The organism is Aporhodopirellula sallentina SM41 (genome assembly GCF_000346505.1).
In the GTDB taxonomy this organism is placed as follows: Bacteria; Planctomycetota; Planctomycetia; order Pirellulales; family Pirellulaceae; genus Rhodopirellula; species Rhodopirellula sallentina.
Genome location: NZ_ANOH01000432.1, coordinates 1 through 4,408 on the forward strand (window position 1 = coordinate 1; position 4,408 = coordinate 4,408).

At 60.1% G+C, this 4,408-nt stretch carries 3 protein-coding genes; 2 read left to right on the forward strand and 1 reads right to left on the reverse strand.

Going from position 1 to position 4,408, the window contains the following annotated elements:
- A partial coding sequence (locus RSSM_RS28065) for a right-handed parallel beta-helix repeat-containing protein (RefSeq protein ID WP_008687787.1) occupies positions 1-1,959 on the reverse strand: 1,959 nt, incomplete at its 3' end.
- Positions 1,960-2,334: 375 nt separating this feature from the next.
- Between RSSM_RS28065 and RSSM_RS28070 the strand changes: the two genes are divergently transcribed.
- Together RSSM_RS28070 and RSSM_RS28075 are read left to right on the forward strand one after the other, a co-directional pair.
- Positions 2,335-3,591, forward strand: coding sequence for a lipid-A-disaccharide synthase (locus RSSM_RS28070; protein WP_008687788.1), 1,257 nt, complete (start codon positions 2,335-2,337; stop codon positions 3,589-3,591).
- A gap of 52 nt (positions 3,592-3,643) precedes the next feature.
- Positions 3,644-4,408 (forward strand): hypothetical protein (locus RSSM_RS28075; protein WP_081613913.1); only part of this gene is annotated, 765 nt, incomplete at its 3' end.

Here is a 4,408-nt window from a genome sequence, read left to right on the forward strand (position 1 = left end):
ATCAACGAATAAGGGGTCACCCACAACGGAATTGACGTCCCATCCGAATTTGCGATATCGGTCACGTGCGTTGGGATCGGGAGAATAAAACAGATTGCCGTCGACCCGTTTGCCCTTGGCTTTTTCCGATGGCATCCGGGCACCGCGTGCGGCAGCCATGAAGATGTTCGAGAAGACCTCATCGCCGCTGTTGTTGTACCAAACGTGTGGATGGAATCCGTTGTTGATGGTGATGTTGTTCCACGCGCGGCGGCGGAAGCCTTCGCGTAGTTTGAGTCCGCCGGCGAGCATCAGGTTGTTGTAGATGTCGTAGTTCGATGATCCGTCGTCGAGGTCGATGTCCCAGCCGTGGTCGCAACGCCACCGGCTGTTTCGAATGACGGTGGTCTCGACGGCATCGAGGAACGGCAGGCTGGGTTCTCGATCGATCGCGACCTGAGAAGTATTTCGGTCGCTACGCCAGTATCGGTCGCGGCCCCACGAGTTGAAAGATCCGTGGTCGTGGGTTTCCTGGACGGTGTCGAAGACATCGCATCGTTCGATGACATGTCCGCCCCAGGCGCCGTCGCCGATGTTGATGCCCGCGCGGGCACAATCGTAGACCGAGCAATCCCTGACGGTGATCCGAGCGGCCATTTCGATGAGGACGCCGGCCGGTTGTCGTTCGACACGGCCGATGCCATGGATCAGGCAATCGGAAACGACCGAGTCCGATGGATAGTTTTCCGTTTTCGGGCCGGGGGTGCGGTCGATCTTTGCGAGATCATTCTTCTGGCCGTAACCGAACAACGGGTCACGCACCGCGTCGGGGTCGCCGACGAAGCACACGCCGCTGGCGCCCGCGTCGTGGATGTGGCATCCTTTGACGACCGCGTGACGGTGGTAGTTGCTGAAGAAGATTGCATTGCCGCCGACTTGATCGAACTCCGTGTCGAGGATGCTGACGTTTTCGGTCCCGGTCAGGAAGATCGCTCCGCCGCGGTAGATCGCCCAGTCGCTGCGCAGGAGCGGTTCGCGGGTGTCCATGAACGTTCGCGCGGCGTGCCGGATGACAAAGCCGCGAAGGGTCACGAACCGGACCGGTTGTTCGGCCGAGCCTTGGAATTCGATCAGATGACGCAAACGCACGACTTCCACGACCGCGTTCTCAATATCGATGTCAGTGGCGGGTTTGTAGTAGAGCGTTTGTTGGTCCGCGTCGTGATACCATTCGCCGGGGGCATCGAGTTCTTCGAAAATGTTCTCGACCATGCGGAAGTCACGGTGCATTCCCGAGGGACGGTTGTTTTGCCATCCGCCTTCGAACGTGACTTCGCCGGAGTCATCTTTCCCGGTGATTTGGTAGTGGTATCCGCCCCAACGCGAACGGTGCATCGCATGGATAAATCCGCCCGTCGGATCGGCCCATCCCGCGGCACGTTCTTCTGAAAACGCGTCGGGGGCGAACCCTTGGTAGGCAGCGGTTTTCTTCGACGCGTCGTAGTTGGGGTACCGCGCCATGCGTTGGTTCGTGCCGTTGACGAACAGTTGGTCGATCTGAAGGTCCGGCCCGGTTTGGGCGGAGTAGATTCCGTCCCGATAAGGTTTCCACGCCAGGTCCAGGCGTCGGCCGCCGCTCAGGATCGCGCCGCCCTCGTTAACCGCGGAATAGGTAACCGGATGCTGTTCCGATCCTGAGTCCGATGGAGAGAAAACCAGTGTGTCGCTGAGGTAGTAAACGCCGTCCGCGACTCGGACCGTTACGCTTTCTTTCCTAGCGAACCGCGATGCGAGTTCTTTCGCGCGAGCCAGGGTGGCGACGGGCGAGTCTGGCGTGCCCGGGTTGGTGTCACTGCCCGTGGGGCTGACGTGGATTTCTGCGGCGGATGCGTGGGTGAGTACCGACGCAATCAAGAGACCGGTGCCGAGGGCAAGGCGTGCGAGGGGTGACCGGTGAGCGCGAAAGCGATTGAGAATCATTTGGGGCGGACTCGGTTTGGAGGCTGTCGTCAATTCGAAGGCAGTAAGGCGAGCGAAATGGCAGATGTTCCGCGCGGGTGGGGCTACGGAAGTGCGACGCCGGGGTTCCGATCGATGTGACCAGGGATGCCCTTGTCGGCGCGCAAGCGGCAGATGGGTAACCTAAGCCGATACGATGCCGGTTTTGGAACAGTTTGCGACGCCTGGTTGACGAAATGCGACGGCAGGGCAGATGGAGTGTATAGAGCAGGCCGGTTTGCGGGGCGGCGGAAGCCGGATCAGCATGATCTCTTGCGACGCGGCCGCGCAATTTCGTATCCGTAGGGGGATGAATTCCGGATAGACCGAGGTCTCCTTTGATCGGAGACGTTCCTGATGGCCAAGGCAACTGTGGTGACCAAAACACTCTTTTTCTCTGTCGGCGAACCCAGCGGCGACCAGCACGCGGCGAGATTGATCGCGGAGTTGCGGAGTCGATCGAGCAGCGAGAAAGTGGATTGTCGCGGGTTCGGTGGCCCGGAAATGCAGGCGGCCGGCTGCTCGCTCGATCTCGACCTGACGCAACACGCCGTTGTCGGTTTGGTCGAGGTGTTGCCGAAGTTACGAGAATTTTTCCGGTTTGCCGACCAAGCCGAGCAGACTTTCGCGAGCGGATGCGTCGACGGTGTGGTGTTGGTCGATTTCCCCGGCTTTAACTGGCATATCGCCAAACGGGCGAAGAAATATGGCATTCCGGTTTACTATTACTGTCCGCCGCAGTTGTGGGCGTGGGGCGCGTGGCGGGTCAAGAAAATGCGTCGCAGCGTTGACCATGTGCTGACGGTGCTGCCGATCGAAACGTCGTTCTTTGGCGAGCGCGGGATACCGGTGTCCTTCGTCGGGCACCCGTTCTTTGACGCGGTTGCCGAGAAAAAGCTGGACGCGGAATTGATGCGGCGGCTCTCCGCGGAGAGTCCCGAGGGCGACGCGGCGGCGCCTCGGACGGTCGCGGTGCTGCCGGGGTCGCGTGATCACGAGGTGAAGAACAATTTCCCGATCATGCTCGAGACGATCCGGCGGTTGCAAAATCAGGGCGGCGACCAGCAAGACACGGACGTTCGCTATGCGGTGGCCGCCTACCGGGATCGGCACTGTTTGTGGTGCCGCGATCAGTTGACCGAGCAAGACCGGTCGCTGCCGATCGATTTTTACGTCGACCGCACCTCGGAAATCATCGAGGCGGCACACTGTGCGATGATGGTCAGCGGTTCGGTGAGTCTCGAGTTGATGGCTCGTGGGACGCCGGCGGCGGTGATCTATCGAGTCGGGCGGATCTTGCACGCGGTCGGCAAGCGTGTCCTGCGAGTTGACAGCGTGACGTTGCCCAACCTGATGGCCGATCGGAAGGTGTTTCCTGAGTTCGTTTCGGTGGGAGATCCCGAGCCGGCGATCGATTTTCTGTTTGAGACGACCGCCGCGATGCTGCGAGATCAGTTTTACTATCGCCGGGTGCGAATGGACCTGGAAAAGCTGCGGGAGCAGTACGGATTACCGGGGGCGTCTGGCCGGGCGGCCGGTTGGCTTTGCGAGCAATTAGGAGTTTCTTCGCAGAATCTCGCCGCTGGGCAAACCATTGGGCGAAACGCTGCGTAACGCGGGTCTGTTTTCTTTCCCGTCAATTCACGCCAGTTATTCGCCGCGTTTCATGACAGACCCTGAGAAGAATTCCGGTTCGACCGGTAGTTCGGTGCCCGAATCCAAGTCCGACTCGAAGATTCTGGGCGATAGCCTGTTCGATGTGCCCCGAATGGGTGCCGAGGTCGGTTACGAAGAAGCCTCCGCTGACGATATTCCGCCGTTTCGCACCAGCGGTGTGGTTTGTTTGATCTTGGGAATGTTGAGCTTTGCGGCGACCGTGGCGTGGCAGATGTTGATCCTGCCGTTGGCAGCGATCGGATTTGGCATCTTCGCACTGCGGAAGTGGTCCGGCCAGCGGCCCGCCGGGACAACCGTCGCGGTGATCGGATTGTTGTTGGCGTGCGGTTTCGGCGCCGCGGGCGTCACGATCCCGTTGGCCAAACGCAAAACGATGGGCGATCAGGGAGTCTACTTTGCGCGGGAGTATTTGAAGCTCGTCGGGCGAGGTGACTACGAGTTGGCGTTGGAGCTGCGCAAAGAGGCACGCAATCGCCAGGTCAGCGAAATGAACCTGCAGAAGGCGTACGCGGAAGACCCGGTGGCTCGCGAGTCGATGGAGAGTGTGACCGAGAGCGGTCTGGTGGACTCGGTGAAGAACGCCGGTCCGAACATCCCATGGGAACTCGCCGAACCGCCACGTGTGTTCGTCAAATACAACAACGAACGTGTCGACACTTATTGGGTGGACCCGACGGGCAAGGTGAAAGACAAGATTCAAGTCTTGATGCAGTGGACGCCTAGCGAAACGACCGGCAAAGGCGAGTGGCACGTG

Excerpts from the sequence above, each read along its gene's own strand:
- RSSM_RS28070 (WP_008687788.1), top strand. The coding sequence starts at position 2,335 with ATGGCCAAGGCAACTGTGGTGACCAAAACACTCTTTTTCTCTGTCGGC.